We start from the raw sequence: 17,668 nt of genomic DNA on the forward strand, positions 1-17,668 counted from the left end.
CCCATAGGGGAGAACTACCCATGCACGTGATGTGCACCGTGTCGACATGATGCGTAGGGTGGACGGCGAACATCAAAGCGTCACCGCTACGCAAAAACAGGGAGCAGAATCTTGAAGAAAATCCTCGCCGCGGCGGCCCTCGCCGGCCTCGCCGGACTGACGGCCTGCAGCGTGGCCACTCCTGCTCCCGGCGCCGCCACGTCCCCGGCCACCCCCGAGACGTCCAGCCCCGCACCCTTCCAGGAGACGCCGTCGGGCTCTTCCGACGACTCGACCCCCCATGCAGGCGGCGTCAAAGCCGCATGCGAGCAGTTCAACAAGCTCTACGCGGACTACAAGGCCATCAATGGCGACGCCAACGCCTACGAGGACATCTACTTCGCGGCGCAGGACGCCAAGGACGCTGCGTCCGGCAACCAGGTTGGTCTGTTCACCTCCCTGAGCGTCCTCGCCCTCGACCGCTCTTCGACGGTCATCGGCGGCGAAGGGGTGGAGCAGTCGGCCAAGGACCTGATCCGTGACGCAGTCTTCGCCAACGCCCAGGAGTGCACGGCCGAGGGCATCACGCTGACGCTCTGACGCCGGGAAAGCGCCGAAAAATCAGTGCTTGCAATAACGCTGGATGTGGGGTAGACACGATATTGGTTTTGCCGTATCGTAGATATTTGCGTCTTCCCTGTTTACCTTCAGCCTTCATATAGCGGTGGGCTTTGCCTGGCAGCTGACCATCAACGTGCCGTCAACAACGTCATTGTATGGTCGGCCCCGGCCCCGGGTCATATAGCGGAACCGGTGGTAGCACTGCGGAGTCATTCCGCAGGGTGCACAGCGGGGGAGATCTGAAAACGCCTGAAGGTCTGTGGAAGGATCCCTCTTGGTCGCCTCGAGCACCTCTAATAACGAAACCGCTAACACCGCCGACAGCACTGATGGTGCCACTCGCCGGCTCTCATTCGCAAAGATTCACGAACCGCTTGACGTTCCGAATCTCCTTGCCCTGCAGACGGACAGCTTCGACTGGCTGGTCGGAAACGAACGCTGGCAGGCACGCGTAGCGAAGGCCGTCGAAGAAAACGATCTCAGCGTCGCCACCTCGTCCGGACTGTCGGACATCTTCGAAGAGATCTCCCCGATCGAGGACTTCCAGGGCACCATGTCCCTGAGCTTCTCCGATCCGGAGTTCGCTGACCCAAAGTACACCATGGCCGAATGCAAGGACCGGGACGCAACGTACTCGGCTCCGCTGTACGTCAAGGCCGAGTTCATGAACAACAACACGGGCGAAATCAAGCAGCAGACCGTGTTCATGGGCGACTTCCCGCTGATGACCGAGAAGGGCACCTTCGTCGTCAACGGCACCGAGCGTGTGGTCGTCTCCCAGCTGGTCCGTTCACCGGGCGCCTACTTTGAGCGCACCGCTGACAAGACCAGTGACAAGGACATCTTCACTGCCAAGATCATCCCGTCCCGCGGTGCATGGTTCGAACTCGAAATCGACAAGCGCGACCAGGTCGGCGTCCGCCTCGACCGTAAGCGCAAGCAGTCGGTCACGGTTCTGCTGAAGGCCCTTGGCTGGACCGAAGGCCAGATCCTCGAAGAATTCGGCCAGTACGACTCCATGCGTGCAACGCTGGAGAAGGACGCCACCGAAACCCGCGAAGACGCGTTGCTGGACATCTACCGGAAGCTGCGACCGGGCGAGCCGCCCACAGTCGAGGCTGCCCAGTCACTCCTGGACAACCTGTACTTCAACTCCAAGCGCTACGATCTGGCCAAGGTTGGCCGCTACAAGATCAACCGTAAGCTTGGCATCGACCGCTCCCTTGGCGACAAGGAAGCTTCGGTCCTGCACGTTGAAGACATCGTTGCCATGATCAAGTTCCTGGTTGCCCTGCACGCCGGCGAGAAAACCCTCACGGGCAAGCGCGATGGCCAGGACCACGAGCTGCGCGTCGAGATCGATGACATCGACCACTTCGGCAACCGCCGCATCCGCGCCGTCGGCGAGCTCATCGAGAACCAGGTCCGCACCGGCCTGTCCCGTATGGAGCGCGTTGTCCGCGAGCGTATGACCACCCAGGACGTCGAAGCCATCACGCCGCAGACCCTGATCAACATCCGCCCGGTTGTCGCAGCCATCAAGGAGTTCTTCGGAACGTCCCAGCTGTCGCAGTTCATGGACCAGAACAACCCGCTTTCGGGTCTGACCCACAAGCGCCGTCTGTCCGCGCTTGGCCCGGGTGGTCTGTCCCGTGACCGCGCAGGCATGGAAGTCCGAGACGTTCACCCGTCCCACTACGGACGTATGTGCCCCATCGAAACCCCTGAAGGCCCGAACATTGGTCTGATCGGTTCGCTGGCATCCTACGGCCGCATCAACCCGTTCGGCTTCATCGAGACTCCTTACCGTCTCGTTTCCGAAGGCGTTGTCTCCGATGAGGTCCAGTACCTGACGGCCGACGACGAAGCAGAGGTCCTGATCGCTCAGGCCAACGCCCCGCTGGACTCGAACAAGAAGTTCGCCGAAGAGACCGTCCTGGTCCGCGCCCGTGGTGGTGGAGGCGAGCCTGTGCTCGTTCCCGCCGGCGAGGTCGAGTTCATGGACGTTTCCCCGCGCCAGATGGTGTCCGTGGCTACGGCCCTGATCCCGTTCCTCGAGCATGACGATGCAAACCGCGCACTGATGGGTGCGAACATGCAGCGCCAGGCCGTGCCGCTGGTCCGTTCCGAGGCCCCGTTCGTGGGTACCGGCATGGAGCGTGCAGCTGCTGTCGACGCCGGTGACGTCACCATCGCGAAGAAGGCAGGTGTGGTTACCGAGGTCTCCGCTGAGCTGGTCATCATGCTCAACGATGACGGCACGGAAACCAACTACCGCATCAACAAGTTCGCCCGCTCCAACCAGGGCAACTGCTACAACAACCGCGTCCTGGTGAACGAAGGCCAGCGCCTCGAGGTCGGCGGCATCATCGCTGACGGTCCGGCAACGGACCAGGGCGAGCTCGCCCTCGGTAAGAACCTGCTCGTGGCATTCATGTCATGGGAAGGCCACAACTTCGAGGACGCCATCATCCTCTCGCAGCGCATTGTTGCCGAGGACGTTCTTTCCTCCATCCACATCGAGGAGCACGAGATCGATGCCCGCGACACCAAGCTTGGTGCCGAGGAAATCACCCGTGACATCCCCAACGTGTCCGAGGAAGTCCTGGCAGGCCTGGACGAGCGCGGCATCATCCACATCGGTGCTGAAGTTGAAGCCGGCGACATCCTGGTCGGAAAGGTCACCCCGAAGGGTGAAACCGAACTGACCCCGGAAGAGCGCCTGCTGCGCGCCATCTTCGGTGAGAAGTCCCGCGAAGTGCGCGACACCTCCCTGAAGGTTCCGCACGGCGAGTCCGGCACCGTCATCGGTGTCCGCGTCTTCGACCGCGACAACGACGACGAACTGCCCCCGGGTGTGAACCAGCTGGTCCGCGTCTACGTGGCTGCCAAGCGCAAGATCACCGACGGCGACAAGCTCGCCGGCCGTCACGGCAACAAGGGTGTTATCTCCAAGATCCTCCCGATCGAGGACATGCCCTTCCTTGCCGACGGTACCCCCGTTGATATCGTCCTGAACCCGCTGGGTGTTCCGGGCCGTATGAACGTCGGCCAGGTGCTCGAAACGCACCTTGGCTGGGTTGCCAAGACTGGTTGGAAGATCGAAGGCGAGCCCGAGTGGGTCAAGCAGCTGCCGAACCTGCCGCGCGAGAGTGGCTCGACCACTGTTGCAACGCCGGTGTTCGATGGCGCCCGTGAAGAAGAAATCACGGGTCTGCTGGACTCCACCAACGTGACCCGCGACGGCGACCGCCTGATCAACTCCTCAGGCAAGACCCGGCTGTTCGACGGCCGCTCCGGCGAGCCGTTCCCGGATCCGATCTCCGTGGGCTACATGTACATCCTGAAGCTCCACCACCTGGTGGACGACAAGATCCACGCCCGCTCCACCGGCCCGTACTCCATGATCACGCAGCAGCCGCTGGGTGGTAAGGCACAGTTCGGTGGCCAGCGCTTCGGTGAAATGGAAGTGTGGGCGCTCGAAGCTTACGGCGCCGCCTACACGCTCCAGGAGCTCCTCACGATCAAGTCGGATGATATCCACGGTCGTGTGAAGGTCTACGAAGCCATCGTCAAGGGCGAGAACATCCCCGAACCGGGCGTTCCTGAGTCCTTCAAGGTCTTGATCAAGGAAATGCAGTCGCTGTGCCTGAACGTGGAAGTACTCTCCACGGACGGAACCACAATTGAAATGCGTGACTCTGATGACGCAGTCTTCACGGCTGCGGAAGAACTGGGCATCGATCTGTCTCGTGCAGAGCCCAGTTCCGTAGAAGAGGTTTAGCAGGTGGCGTCCCGGGAAAAGCAAGCGGCCCCGCCGCGCTGACTTTTCCCGGGGCCTCACCTCCCTCATTCCGCACCCAAGACTTCAGAATTTAGAGAACAAGAGAGAACAGGGACCATATGTCCAGCGAATCCTCCTTCGGCCTCATGCAGATCGGCCTCGCCACCGCGGATGACATCCGTGGCTGGTCTTACGGCGAGGTTAAGAAGCCGGAAACCATCAACTACCGCACGCTCAAGCCTGAGAAGGACGGCCTCTTCTGCGAGAAGATCTTCGGCCCGTCCCGCGACTGGGAATGCTACTGCGGTAAGTACAAGCGCGTGCGCTTCAAGGGCATCATCTGCGAACGGTGTGGCGTTGAAGTCACCCGTGCGAAGGTCCGCCGTGAGCGCATGGGCCACATCGAGCTGGCCGCCCCGGTCACGCACATCTGGTACTTCAAGGGTGTCCCGTCCCGCCTGGGCTACCTCCTTGACCTGGCACCGAAGGACCTCGAAAAGGTCATCTACTTCGCCGCCTACATGATCACGAGCGTCGACGCCGACAGCCGCCACGAGGAACTGCCCAACCTTCAGGTTGAGCACGACATCGAGAAGAAGCAGCTGATCGACAACCGCGACTCCGACATCGCCACGATCGCCCGCGACCTCGAGAACGAAATCGCCCGCCTCGAAGGTGAAGGCGCGAAGGCTGCCGACAAGAAGAAGGCCCGCGACTCCGCCGACCGCCAGATGGCGAACGTGCGTAAGCGTGCCGACGCCGAAATCGAGCGCCTCGAGCAGGTCTGGGACCGCTTCAAGAACCTCAAGGTCGCTGACCTTGAAGGTGACGAAGGCCTTTACCGCGAACTGCGCGACCGCTACGGCCTGTACTTCGAAGGCTCCATGGGTGCCGAAGCCATCAAGAAGCGTCTTGAGAACTTCGACATGCAGGCCGAGTCGGACCTGCTGCGCGACATCATCGCCAACGGCAAGGGCCAGCGCAAGACCCGTGCCCTCAAGCGCCTGAAGGTGGTCAATGCGTTCCTGACCACCAACAACAGCCCGCTCGGCATGGTTCTTGACGCCGTCCCGGTGATCCCGCCGGAACTGCGTCCGATGGTCCAGCTGGACGGTGGCCGCTTCGCGACCTCCGACCTCAACGACCTCTACCGCCGCGTGATCAACCGCAACAACCGCCTCAAGCGCCTGCTTGACCTCGGTGCGCCGGAGATCATCGTCAACAACGAGAAGCGCATGCTTCAGGAAGCTGTTGACAGCCTCTTCGACAACGGCCGCCGCGGCCGCCCGGTCACCGGACCGGGCAACCGTCCGCTGAAGTCCCTGAGCGACATGCTCAAGGGCAAGCAGGGCCGTTTCCGCCAGAACCTCCTTGGCAAGCGCGTCGACTACTCCGGCCGTTCGGTCATCGTGGTCGGTCCGCAGCTGAAGCTGCACCAGTGTGGCCTGCCCAAGCAGATGGCACTGGAGCTCTTCAAGCCGTTCGTGATGAAGCGCCTGGTTGACCTCAACCACGCCCAGAACATCAAGTCGGCCAAGCGCATGGTTGAGCGTTACCGTCCGCAGGTCTGGGACGTGCTGGAAGAGATCATCACCGAACACCCGGTGCTGCTCAACCGTGCACCTACCCTGCACCGCCTCGGCATCCAGGCGTTCGAACCCCAGCTTGTTGAAGGTAAGGCAATCCAGCTCCACCCGCTGGTTTGTGGCGCCTTCAACGCTGACTTCGACGGCGACCAGATGGCAGTCCACCTGCCGCTGAGCCCCGAGGCCCAGGCTGAGGCACGCATCCTGATGCTGTCCTCGAACAACATCCTGAAGCCGTCCGACGGCCGTCCGGTCACCCTGCCCTCGCAGGATATGATCATCGGTCTCTACCACCTGACCACCAAGCGTGTCGGTTCAGCTGGCGAAGGCCGCGTCTTCTCCTCGGTTGCCGAAGCCATCATGGCCTACGACCTCCGCGAGCTGCACCTGAACTCACAGGTCAGGATCCGCCTCGAAGGCTTTGTTCCTTACGCAGGCTGGGAAGCCCCGGAAGGCTGGGAGCCCGGCCAGCCGGTGCTCGTCCAGACCTCCCTGGGCCAGGTCATCTTCAACCTGACCCTGCCCGAGGATTACCCCTGGGTTGAGAACGTTGCGGACAAGGGCGAACTGTCCACGATCGTCAACGATCTCGCCGAGCGCTACCCGAAGGTCATCACAGCGGCAACGCTGGACAACCTGAAGGATGCCGGTTTCTACTGGGCCACCCGGTCCGGCGTCACCGTCGCCATCTCGGACATCGAGGTACCCAAGGACAAGCCGCGGATCCTTGCCGGCTACGAGACCATGGCTGCCAAGATCCAGGGCCAGTACGACAAGGGCCTGATCGACGACGACGAGCGTCGCCAGGAACTGATCGAGATCTGGAACAAGGCAACCAACGAGATCGCCCAGGTCATGCGCGACAACCTGTCACCGATGAACACCATCAACCGCATGGTCTCCTCCGGTGCACGTGGTAACTGGATGCAGGTCCGTCAGATCGCGGGTATCCGTGGCCTGGTGGCCAACCCCAAGGGTGAAATCATCCCGCGTCCCATCAAGTCCTCCTATCGCGAGGGCCTGTCGGTGCTGGAATACTTCATCGCCACGCACGGTGCCCGTAAGGGTCTGGCTGACACCGCCCTGCGTACCGCCAACTCGGGTTACCTGACCCGTCGTCTGGTGGACGTCTCGCAAGACGTCATTGTCCGCGAAGAGGACTGCGGCACCGAGCGCGGCCTGGTCACGCCCATCGCCGTGCCGGACGCCAACGGCGAACTGGTCCTGGACGAGAACGTCGAGAACAGCGCCTACGCCCGTACGCTCGCTGTTGATGTTGTGGACTCCAAGGGCAATGTCCTTGCGGCCGGCGGCACCGACTGCGGCGACGTCGTCATCGCTGAGCTGTTCGCAGCCGGCATCACCGAGGTCAAGGTCCGCTCCGTACTCACCTGTGAGTCCAGCGTCGGCACCTGCGCCCTGTGCTACGGCCGCTCGCTGGCCACCGGCAAGACTGTGGACATCGGCGAAGCCGTTGGCATCATCGCGGCACAGTCCATCGGTGAGCCCGGTACCCAGCTGACCATGCGTACGTTCCACACCGGTGGTGCTGTTTCCGCCAGTGGTGGCGACGACATCACCCAGGGTCTGCCCCGTATCCAGGAGCTCTTCGAAGCCCGTACTCCGAAGGGTGTCGCACCGATTGCTGAAGCAGCCGGCCGCATCACCATCGAAGAGTCCGAGCGACAGATGCGCCTGGTCATCACCCCGGATGACGGATCTGAAGAGATCGCGTACCCGGTACTGCGCCGTTCACGTCTCCTCATTGAGGATGGCGAGCACGTCACGGTAGGCCAGAAGCTCATCAACGGCCCGGTCGATCCCAAGCAGGTTCTGCGCATCATGGGTCCCCGTGCCGCGCAGAAGTTCCTGGTGGACGAGGTCCAGGGCGTGTACCGCAGTCAGGGCATCGGTATCCACGACAAGCACGTCGAGGTTATTGTCCGCCAGATGCTGCGCCGCGTCACGGTCATCGAGTCCGGCGAATCGGATCTGCTGCCCGGCGAGCTCGCCGAGCGCAGCCGCTTCGAGGAAGCGAACCGCCGCGTTGTGTCCGAGGGTAAGACTCCGGCTTCCGGACGTCCTGAGCTCATGGGCATCACCAAGGCATCCCTGGCCACCGAGTCCTGGCTGTCCGCAGCTTCCTTCCAAGAGACCACCCGCGTCCTGACGCAGGCGGCCATGGAAGGCAAGAGCGATCCGCTGCTCGGCCTCAAGGAGAACGTCATCATCGGTAAGCTGATCCCGGCCGGCACGGGTCTCCCGCGCTACACCGAGGTCACCGTGGAGCCCACTGAGGAAGCAAAGGCCAACCTGTTCACCGGCCCCAGCGCATTCAGTGACTTCTCGTACGACTCCCTGGGCGGCGACGGAGCTCCTGAGTTCCACGCCATCCCGCTGGATGACTACGATCTTGGCAACGATTTCCGCTAGGCGTCCCTAGGAAGGCCCCGTTTCCCGCTGCTGCCGTTTGGCAGGGGGAGACGGGGCCTTTCGTATACACCCGATTAAGGCGCGGGAGCAAGCCGTGCTAGAATTTTGGTAATTGTTCTGTGTGGCAGTGGATGAAGGCCGCCGCAGCATCATTTTGGTTTTGTTCTCATGATGTTGGGTGTGAGCTTGTTTCCGGGTTGCGGGCTAGGTGCGCAACGAATGCCACTCTTTTGCACGCCTAGGCAAGATTCGAGATACCAAGGCTGCGAGGACAACGCCAAAACCGATGCAGTGACGGCTGACGCCTGAATGTGCCGGTAGAGATCAAACCAACGGAGAACACGAGAGTGCCTACGATTAACCAGCTGGTCCGCAAGGGCCGCACGCCTAAGGTCAAAAAGACCAAGGCCCCCGCGCTTAACGGCAGCCCGATGCGCCGCGGTGTTTGCACCCGCGTTTACACCACCACCCCGAAGAAGCCGAACTCGGCTCTCCGTAAGGTTGCACGTGTGCGCCTCAACGGTGGCGTCGAAGTCACCGCTTACATCCCCGGTGTGGGTCACAACCTGCAGGAGCACTCCATTGTGCTCGTTCGCGGTGGTCGTGTTAAGGACCTCCCCGGTGTCCGCTACAAGATCGTCCGTGGCGCCCTCGATACCCAGGGTGTGAAGAACCGTAAGCAGGCACGCAGCCGCTACGGCGCAAAGATGGAGAAGAAGTAATATGCCTCGCAAGGGTCCGGCCCCCAAACGGCCGCTCGTACTAGATCCCGTTTACGGCTCCCCGCTGGTCACCCAGCTCATCAACAAGGTGCTGGTTGACGGTAAGAAGTCCACCGCAGAGCGCATCGTCTACGGTGCCCTCGAAGGCGCCCGCGCCAAGTCCGGCGGCGACCCCGTAGCAGCCCTCAAGAAGGCCATGGAGAACGTCAAGCCTTCCCTCGAGGTCCGCTCACGCCGCGTTGGTGGCGCCACCTACCAGGTTCCGGTTGAGGTTAAGCCGGGCCGCTCCACCGCACTCGCCCTGCGCTGGCTGGTTGGCTACTCCAAGGCTCGCCGTGAAAAGACCATGACCGAGCGCCTCCAGAACGAAATCCTGGATGCGTCCAACGGTCTCGGTGCCGCTGTGAAGCGTCGCGAAGACACCCACAAGATGGCCGAGTCCAACAAGGCCTTCGCACACTACCGCTGGTAATACTTCCCGTACGCCGCCGGCTCAGCTGAGCCGGCGGCGAACGTGTAGTCCATCCGAAAGGGAGACACCGTGGCACAGGACGTGCTTACCGACCTTAGTAAGGTCCGCAACATCGGCATCATGGCCCACATCGATGCCGGCAAGACCACCACCACCGAGCGCATCCTGTTTTACACAGGTGTGAACCACAAGATTGGCGAAACGCACGACGGCGCTTCGACCACTGACTGGATGGAACAGGAAAAGGAACGCGGCATCACCATCACGTCTGCCGCCGTGACCTGCTTCTGGGAAAACAACCAGATCAACATCATCGACACCCCCGGCCACGTTGACTTCACCGTTGAGGTTGAGCGCTCACTGCGCGTCCTCGATGGCGCTGTCGCCGTTTTCGATGGCAAGGAAGGCGTTGAGCCGCAGTCCGAGACCGTTTGGCGTCAGGCTGACAAGTACAACGTTCCCCGCATCTGCTTCGTCAACAAGATGGACAAGCTGGGCGCTGACTTCTACTTCACCGTAGACACCATCATCAGCCGTCTCGGTGCCAAGCCGCTCGTTATGCAGCTGCCGATCGGCGCCGAGAACGACTTCGTCGGCGTCGTCGACATCCTGGAAATGCGCGCGCTGGTTTGGCCGGGCGACTCCAAGGGTGACGTCACCATGGGTGCCAAGTACGAGGTCCAGGAGATCCCGGCTGACCTCAAGGAGAAGGCTGAAGAGTACCGCGCAGCCCTCATTGAGGCCGTTGCCGAGTCCTCCGAAGAGCTCATGGAGAAGTACCTCGAGGGCGAAGAGATTTCCATCGAGGAGCTCAAGGCCGGCATCCGCAAGATGACCATCAACTCTGAGCTCTACCCGGTCTTCTGTGGCTCAGCGTTCAAGAACCGTGGCGTTCAGCCGATGCTCGATGCTGTCATCGACTACCTGCCGAACCCGCTCGACGTCCCGCCGATGATCGGTCACGATCCCCGCGACGAAGAGAAGGAACTGACCCGCAAGCCGTCTTCCGAAGAGCCGTTCTCGGCTCTGGCATTCAAGATTGCTGCGCACCCGTTCTTCGGCCAGCTCACCTTCGTCCGCGTGTACTCCGGTCACGTGGAAGCAGGCGCACAGGTGGTCAACTCCACCAAGGGCAAGAAGGAGCGCATCGGCAAGCTGTTCCAGATGCACGCCAACAAGGAAATGCCTGTTGAGGGCGCTACCGCCGGCCACATCTACGCAGCGATCGGTCTGAAGGACACCACCACGGGCGATACCCTGTGTGACTCCGCCAACCAGATCGTGCTCGAGTCCATGAGCTTCCCGGAGCCCGTGATCTCTGTTGCCATCGAACCGAACACCAAGGGTGACCAGGAGAAGCTCTCCACGGCCATCCAGAAGCTCTCCGCTGAGGACCCGACCTTCCAGGTTTCCCTCAACGAAGACACCGGTCAGACCATCATCGCCGGCATGGGCGAGCTCCACCTGGACATCCTGGTGGACCGCATGCGCCGCGAATTCAAGGTCGAAGCAAACGTCGGCAAGCCGCAGGTTGCTTACCGCGAAACCATCAAGCGTGCTGTAGAGCGTCACGACTACACGCACAAGAAGCAGACCGGTGGTTCGGGTCAGTTCGCAAAGATCCAGATCGCGATCGAGCCGATGGACACCGCCGACGGCGAGCTGTACTCGTTCGAGAACAAGGTCACTGGTGGCCGCGTTCCGCGCGAATACATCCCGTCCGTTGACGCGGGTATCCAGGATGCACTGAACGACGGCGTCCTGGCCGGTTACCCGGTTGTTGGCATCAAGGCAACGCTGATTGACGGCGCTTACCACGATGTTGACTCCTCGGAAATGGCGTTCAAGATCGCCGGCCGTATGGCTTTCAAGGAAGCCGCACGCAAGGCGAACCCTGTTCTGCTCGAACCGCTGATGGATGTCGAAGTCCGCACCCCTGAGGAATACATGGGTGAAGTTATCGGCGACATCAACTCACGCCGTGGCCAGATGCAGTCCATGGAAGATGCACAGGGTGTCAAGGTCATCCGTGCGCACGTCCCGCTGTCCGGTATGTTCGGCTACATCGGTGACCTGCGCTCGAAGACCCAGGGCCGCGCTGTGTACTCCATGACGTTCAACAGCTACGCCGAGGTCCCGAAGGCAGTTGCCGACGAGATCATCCAGAAGACCCGCGGCGAATAGTCCTTCGGACTTTCACAGCGACAAACTCGGGTGCGTTTCCGGATGACGGAAGCACGCCTGGTGCAGATGGCCGGAGCCCGGCCAGGATGCAGTCCCGGTTTTGGCCGGGTGCTGGCCATCTGCACGAACAGGCTCTAGGCACTAGTATTAGTTCCTGAATCTGCAATTTCACCAATCCAAAGCCCCCCAAGTAGACTTACCTGAGTTTCTGCCGCGACAAGCGCGGTTGAAGGGTAAGTCATTTGAAAACGTTCTAGGAGGAACCTGTGGCAAAGGCAAAGTTCGAGCGGACTAAGCCGCACGTTAACATCGGCACCATTGGTCACGTTGACCACGGTAAGACGACGTTGACGGCCGCCATTTCCAAGGTGCTGTACGACAAGTACCCGACTCTCAACGAGAAGCGTGACTTCGCGTCCATTGACTCTGCTCCCGAAGAGCGTCAGCGCGGCATTACCATCAACATCTCCCACGTTGAGTACCAGACCGAGAAGCGCCACTACGCACACGTAGACGCTCCGGGTCACGCTGACTACATCAAGAACATGATCACCGGTGCTGCGCAGATGGACGGTGCAATCCTCGTGGTTGCCGCCACTGACGGCCCGATGGCTCAGACTCGCGAGCACGTTCTGCTCGCCCGCCAGGTTGGTGTTCCCTACCTGCTGGTCGCGCTGAACAAGTCCGACATGGTTGACGATGAGGAACTGCTGGACCTCGTTGAAATGGAAGTACGTGAGCTCCTGAGCTCGCAGGGCTTCGATGGCGACGAAGCACCGGTTGTCCGCGTTTCCGGCCTCAAGGCTCTGGAAGGCGACCCGGAGTGGGTCAAGTCCGTCGAGGACCTGATGGCTGCTGTGGATGAGTCCGTTCCGGACCCCATCCGCGACCGCGACAAGCCCTTCCTGATGCCGATCGAAGATGTCTTCACCATCACCGGCCGTGGCACCGTTGTTACGGGCCGCGCCGAGCGTGGAACCCTCGCCATCAACTCCGAGGTCGAGATCGTCGGCATCCGCCCGATCCAGAAGACCACGGTTACCGGTATCGAGATGTTCCACAAGCAGCTCGACGAAGCATGGGCCGGCGAGAACTGTGGCCTCCTGCTCCGCGGTCTGAAGCGTGATGACGTAGAGCGTGGCCAGGTTGTCGTCAAGCCGGGTTCCATTACCCCGCACACCGACTTCGAGGCTAACGTCTACATCCTCTCCAAGGACGAAGGCGGACGTCACAACCCGTTCTACTCCAACTACCGCCCGCAGTTCTACTTCCGCACCACGGACGTAACCGGCGTTATCACCCTGCCGGAAGGCACGGAAATGGTTATGCCTGGCGACAACACTGAGATGACCGTTGCGCTCATCCAGCCCATCGCTATGGAAGATGGCCTCGGCTTCGCTATCCGCGAAGGCGGCCGCACCGTTGGTTCAGGACGCGTCACCAAGATCATCAAGTAATTACTTGCTGATCTAGGATCAGGAGACCGCTTGCCGGCCCTCTGATACTTATCAACAGCCCCGCCGCGTATCTACGCAGCGGGGCTGTTGTTTGATACAGTTAATCCACTCATTGGATTAATTGTGCAGGCTTCGTGCCCTGCGGAGAGGGATCACCGTGAGGGACGAATCTTATGAAGCGGGCTACCGCGCAGGCCACCTCCAAGGGTGGCTTGATGCCATGGCCAAGCTTCAGGCACAGGGACAGCCGGGTCCTGCATTCAGTGAGTCTCCACGCTCTGCTTCCGCGGGCCCGGAGCCGCGTGAAGGCCCGACGGCGGCACGCGACGCCGTGCCTGCGCCGCCTCCGGTGCCGGTCACCGGGGTCCAGCCCCCGTTGACGCCTGCATCGCCTGTGGCTGTCGTGTCGCCGTTACCTCCCGCATCGCGGGTCGTCCCGCCGCAGTCACCGCCCGCTGCATTCCAGAACTATCCGGAGACGCCGGCCGAACGTCAGGCGCGCCGCGAAAAGCGGGACCGCCAGAACATCAACATCACTCTGTACGTTGCCAGCCTTCTCCTCGTGGCGGCGGCTGCCCTGTTCATTGGCACAAGCCTTCCGCCCATGATGCGTTTTGCGGGCGTATGCACCGTGACGGCGTTGTTTTACGGCGCTGGCTTTGTGCTCCATGCCAGGGTGCCGAGGCTCCGGCCTGCGGCGGTCGCATTCACCGGCACCGGCCTCGCCATGGTTCCTGTCGCCGGGCTGGCGCTGTACAACTTTGCCCTGCCGGACGGACCCACTGCCTGGCTCCTCACGTCGCTGATCGGCACGGTTGCCTACGCTGCGGCGGCTGTCCGGCTGGAGAGCCGGGTGCTGGTGTACCTCTCGCTGACCTTCGTTGCGTCCACGGCATTCTCCGGCGTTTCCATCCTCGGTGGCGCGCTGGTCTGGTATTTCGCCGCCCTCATAGGCGTGGCCGTGCTGCTGACGGGCCTGGCCTTGGCGCGGCCGGGTTGGCTGCCGCCGGTTTATGTCAGGCCGCTGATGGTCCTGCATCCCTATGTGGTTCCCGCTGTGGCCGCCGCGGCAACGTGCGTACCGTTGTATCTGGACAAGGCGGAGTACGCGCTGATCATCGCCATGTGCGGGGTCTATTTCGCGTTGATGGCCGCGGTCCCGGGCCCATGGCGGCTCCGCAACTTCTATGCTGCCCGGGCTGCCCTGACGGTTGCGGCCGCCGTCGCGGTCTGGGACCTGACCGGCCGGGGGAGTGACGCGCTGCTGGCAGCCAGCGTCCTGCTCGCCGTCCAGGCAATCGGGGTGGCGGTACTGTCGGCCGGGCTGAGCATAGGATTCCACGAGGCGAAGCAGCAGATCCAGCCTGCCGCCACCGCAGGTGCAGGCGTGGGTCCCGGGAACGGTGGCGGCACCGGCACCGGCACTGGCACTGGCACCGGCACCGGAACTGCCGGCGGCCGCTGGCCGGCTGATGCCTCTGTGACCTTCGGCCTGCAGCTCGCAGCTACGGCTGCGTTCGGTATCACTGAGGCCACGGCCGGTTTCTTCCGCAGCTTGGCCGGCCGTGGCTCGGTGCAGGTGGATGGTCCGGTACCGCTGTGGGTTCCGGTGGCATTGTCGCTGGTGACGGGTATGGTGCTGGCAGCCAAGTGGCGGGGCCGGTCCGAATGGCCGCCGGTGGCCGCCCTCGTCCTCGCTGCGCTGGCTGCTCCGTCCATGGGCGCCTGGCCGTTTGCCATCATGCTGTTCCTCGGCGCAGTCTACTGGGCTGCCCGCGGCGCATTCGCGGCAGGTACCTCCCGCGGACAGCTTGTGCTGGGGGCCCGCGTGGCCTTCACATTGGCGGTCCCCGTGACGGCCGCAGCCGTTATTGGCCAGGGCCCGGCTCGGGCCGAAGCCGCGGTGTTCGCACTGCTGATGGCACTGGTGGGCCAGCAGATCCTGACTGCCTTCCTGCAGCGCGCCGGCGTGCGGACCCTGGCGCCGCAGACGACCCTCGGTGCTTTCGCCGGCGCGGGAGCCCTGGTCCTGATCGGGCTGCCATTCATTGAGGCCTCGCCTGACCATGGCCTGACGGCCGTTGCCTTGCTGATCCAACTTCCTGCCGCCCTTGCCATCGGGGCGATGCTGGTGCCGAGGCCGGCCGCGGACAAGGACTGGTCCGCGAGCGTGTGGGAGGCCGTGCCGCTGGGCATGTCGCTGATTGCGGCCGCCGTCGCCTTCCAGTCTGTCTCGCAAGGTGCCGGAAACATGGCGCTGATCCTGGTGGTGGCATATCTGGCTATCACAGCAATGCGCCTGCCGCTGCGCCAGCACCGCTGGGCATACTGGTGGTTCGCGAGGGCAGCAGCAACAGTCCTCGCCCTGACAGCCTTCCACCAGCTTCAACAAGAAGCAGGCCCCCTGGTTGTCGGGGACGAAGTGGTCCGTCCCGCCATGGTCCTCGTGACGGTGCTGGCACTCCAGGTAAGTTTGCCATTGGTGGCTGCCGCCCGCCGTCGTGCGCCCCGGTGGATCCTCGCGGATGCCGGCGCGATGCTCCTCATCCAATTGGCGGCCAGCGCCACCCTTGCGCAGACAGGTTCCGCAGACTGGCAGGCCACTTCCGCCGCCGGGCTCACGGCCCTGGGGGCCGCCGCGTCCGGCTACTTCCTCCGCCGGGAGGAAGGTTCCGTTTGGCTGGGCCCGGTTGCCTTCGGATCCCTGCTGGTCTTCAGTGACGGCAATCTGCTGAACGTCGAACTGATCCTGGGCATCTTCGCGGCCTATGCCGCGGTGATGGTGGTTGCCGAGCCGCGGCGTGTAAGGAAGGGCTGGTACTTTGTCGCGGCCCGGGTGCTGACTGCCGGCCTGGCGCTGGTGCTCAGCTACGACATCACCGCTTCCCCCACAGTGGTATCCGTGACCTTCGCCGTGGTGCTCGCCGCCCAGCACGGGGTCCGCTGGGCAATGCGCTCACGGCTGGCGGAAGTCCCCTTCCAACAGGCGGCCGTCTGGATCACGCTGGCGGGACAGGCGCTGCTGCCGCTCGTGTATACGGCGGGCCGGGGGACCTCCGGGTTGCTGGTGCAGGACCACGACGGCGGCCGCTGGGTAGTGCTGCTGGAACTGCTGATGCTCCTTGCCTCCGCAGTCGCGGCCAGGAAGCTGTTCGAGGCCCGGGGCGCCCTCTACTTCGCTGTGTACGCGGCGCTGTTCGGACTGCTCGCCCTGGGTCCGTTGTTTACCTTCGGTGGGACGTTCCTGGCGTCCGCGGTGCTAAGCCACACCGGGACGGCCTCGGCGGTACTGGCTGTGGCGCTGCTCGCGGCTGCTGCCGGCGTAGTGCGGCGCCGGCGGAACATTGGCACGGAGAACATCGAGCACTGGCTCTGGCTGGCGACCGCTGGCTCCTTCGCCGTCACCGCCCTGGTGGTCTCACCACTGGCGGAAATCTGGGTGACCGGTGCCTCGGTCCTGGTTCTTTCCGTGGTGTTCTTTGCAGCTTCGCATGTCGAGGGCCAGCCCGTGCTGTATCCGCCGGCAGCCTTGGCAGCACTCGGCGGCGCCATGGCCTTGGCGGCGGAGGTCCTTCCGGACCTCACCGGCACGTGGGGCGACTTCCTGCCCTGGTTGGCCGGCGCAGGCTCGGCGGCCGCGGTACTCTACGTTGTGCGGCTGGTTCGCAGTGGTCCGCTGCAGGCCGACCCGGTGCGCCGCTGGTCTCTTGCCGGGGCCGCCCTACTGGGCTTGCTCCTCGTGGCCATGGCCGGAATCCGGCACGATGCGACCTCCTGGACGGCCGCAGCCATCCTGGCCGCCGCCGTCGGGATCGCTCACCATGAAGCCCCTGAAAGGGCGCGCCGGATTGCCCTGGAAGTAGGCGCCCTGGTGCTCACTGCAGCGGTCCAGCGGGCCGCTATCTTCGCCCTGGACGGGCCGGACCGGCTCAGCGGCCGCGTGTTTGCCGGCCTGCCGGATCCGTTCTGGGTGGCCCAGTGGTACGTGGTCCTGGCCGCCGTCCTCGGTGGCTTGCGCTACCTCTCCGGCCATCAGGGCGCCGGGCGGTTCCTGCTGGGAGTTGCTGCCGGGCTGCTGTCGTTCAGCGGCCTGGGCGTGGTGTTTGGTGGGACCGGCACGCAGCAGTTGTGGGTGCTGGTACTGCTTGCGATGCTGCTGGTGGCGGGCCTGGTTGTCGGGGACCGGCTGTTTGTCTGGTGGGGAGCGGCCGGAGTGGCGGCCTGCATTCTGTGGGCGATGAGGAATTACACGTTCCTTCTCCTGGCGGTGATTGCCGTGGGGCTCATCGTGTTTGCCGTCTGGCGGCTGAACCGTGGCACGTCCGGGTCGGCGCCGGACGCCGGGCCAGAGGTGGCCCCGGATCCCGCGGGAAACCCCCGGTCCGGCGACCACCGTGAACCGTCCGGCCGTCACTGATACTGTTGCTAGC

General features: G+C 63.2%; 8 protein-coding genes. All 8 read left to right on the top strand.

Going from position 1 to position 17,668, the window contains the following annotated elements; all coding sequences use genetic code 11:
• The first annotated feature begins 111 nt into the window (after positions 1–111).
• The 8 genes from J2808_RS01340 (at position 112) to J2808_RS01375 (ending at position 17,655) form a co-directional block, all read left to right on the top strand.
• A complete protein-coding gene (locus J2808_RS01340) occupies positions 112–579 on the top strand; it encodes a hypothetical protein (RefSeq protein ID WP_309810511.1) in 468 nt (155 codons plus the stop codon).
• A gap of 295 nt (positions 580–874) precedes the next feature.
• Positions 875–4,384, top strand: coding sequence for a DNA-directed RNA polymerase subunit beta (rpoB, locus tag J2808_RS01345; protein WP_309810518.1), 3,510 nt, complete (start codon positions 875–877; stop codon positions 4,382–4,384).
• Between the two features lie 119 nt (positions 4,385–4,503).
• Positions 4,504–8,403: a DNA-directed RNA polymerase subunit beta' gene (locus tag J2808_RS01350; RefSeq protein ID WP_309810521.1), complete on the top strand. Its 3,900-nt coding sequence runs from the start codon at positions 4,504–4,506 to the stop codon at positions 8,401–8,403.
• A 347-nt stretch (positions 8,404–8,750) separates the two neighbouring features.
• Complete coding sequence (rpsL, locus tag J2808_RS01355) at positions 8,751–9,125, top strand: 30S ribosomal protein S12 (RefSeq protein WP_011692814.1); 375 nt, start codon at positions 8,751–8,753, stop codon at positions 9,123–9,125.
• A 1-nt stretch (position 9,126) separates the two neighbouring features.
• The gene (gene rpsG, locus J2808_RS01360; protein ID WP_011692813.1) at positions 9,127–9,597 is read left to right on the top strand and encodes a 30S ribosomal protein S7; all 471 of its coding nucleotides are present in this window, start codon (positions 9,127–9,129) and stop codon (positions 9,595–9,597) included.
• Positions 9,598–9,666: 69 nt separating this feature from the next.
• Positions 9,667–11,781 carry an elongation factor G gene (gene fusA, locus J2808_RS01365; protein ID WP_309810531.1) on the top strand — a complete coding sequence of 705 codons (2,115 nt, stop codon included), beginning with the start codon at positions 9,667–9,669 and terminating at the stop codon, positions 11,779–11,781.
• 266 nt (positions 11,782–12,047) lie between these two features.
• Complete coding sequence (tuf, locus tag J2808_RS01370; protein WP_309810534.1) at positions 12,048–13,238, top strand: elongation factor Tu; 1,191 nt, start codon at positions 12,048–12,050, stop codon at positions 13,236–13,238.
• 157 nt (positions 13,239–13,395) lie between these two features.
• A complete protein-coding gene (locus tag J2808_RS01375) occupies positions 13,396–17,655 on the top strand; it encodes a hypothetical protein (RefSeq protein WP_309810537.1) in 4,260 nt (1,419 codons plus the stop codon).
• Positions 17,656–17,668 lie beyond the last annotated feature (13 nt).

Origin of the sequence: Pseudarthrobacter sulfonivorans, assembly GCF_031454915.1 — a bacterium.
Taxonomy (GTDB): Bacteria; Actinomycetota; Actinomycetes; order Actinomycetales; family Micrococcaceae; genus Arthrobacter; species Arthrobacter sulfonivorans_C.